The 1072-nt window shown below is 42.8% G+C and carries 1 protein-coding gene; it reads right to left on the bottom strand.

Annotated features, from left to right (window positions below; translation table 11 throughout):
- Nucleotides 1-452: 452 nt before the first annotated feature.
- Nucleotides 453-1072, bottom strand: a 620-nt coding sequence (locus R8269_RS26005; RefSeq protein WP_318223014.1) for an FAD-dependent oxidoreductase, incomplete at its 5' end; no start/stop codon positions are given.

Raw genomic sequence — 1072 nt, 5'->3', positions numbered from 1 at the left:
CCGAAAGTAGCAAGCGCCACATCTCAAAGAAATGACGAATCTGCACAAAGCGTGTCATGATCGAATAGAACAAACCCGCCCCAAGACACAGGTAGATCAGTACTGGGCTCCAGATAATTCCATTCAGAAAATCAACTAATGACTGCATGAGTATTTTCCCTGTTAGTTGTGTTTGTGGTTATTTTTCAAACAACACATTACCCTTTATGTAATGCAATTGTTAACTTTTTTGTCTATAAATCGTTTATAGCGTGATGGTGGGCACAGAATGGCTTGATGTTGTTAAAATTTGGTTCTAGTTGATTATTGTGCGCAATTAGATGGGGAATTTATTGGTTTGATTAAATATGCAGCACGTTGTCATTTTAATGTGCTGCATATTCGATGAGTTAAAAATGCTAACTACTATGCAGTATGTGGAATAAAGGTCTGTTTGATTTTTGTGCGATTATTTACGCGTAACGAAGTAAGTTGAGCTCTGAGTTCTCCATGATTTTGGCTTTTTCACCTGTCATGATATTGGCCAATAAGTGCCCTGAACCACATGCCATTGTCCACCCTAACGTCCCATGCCCGGTATTAGTAAAGAGGTTGTCGTATGGCGTTGCACCTATGATTGGTGTGCCATCTGGCGTCATTGGGCGAAATCCGGTCCAGAATTCTGCTTGGCTGAAATCACCGCCGCGAGGGAACAAATCGCGAACCACCATCTCAATCGTGTTTTTGCGCTTTTGTGGCAAGGCTGGGTCGAAACCTGCAAGTTCAGCGGTGCCAGCCACTCGTATGCGGTCATCAAATCGAGTCATAGCGACTTTGTAAGTCTCATCCATGACGGTAGAGCGCGGTGCGTATTCTTCATTTTCTATCGGTAGCGTCAGTGAATATCCTTTAACCGGATACACTGGAATATCAATATCGAGCTGCTTTAAAAGCGCAGTGGAAAAGCTACCAGAAGCAACGACAAATTGGTCTGCCTTAAACAAACCGTGGTTCGTTTGGACACCTATGATCTTTTTGCCTACAGTAACCCAATTACTCACTTCGGTATTGAATTTAGACGTTACACCATGCG

This window comes from Vibrio sp. Vb0667 (assembly GCF_033391095.1).
Note: the sequence above shows the minus strand (reverse complement) of the source record. Positions and strands in the feature narration are given on the sequence as shown.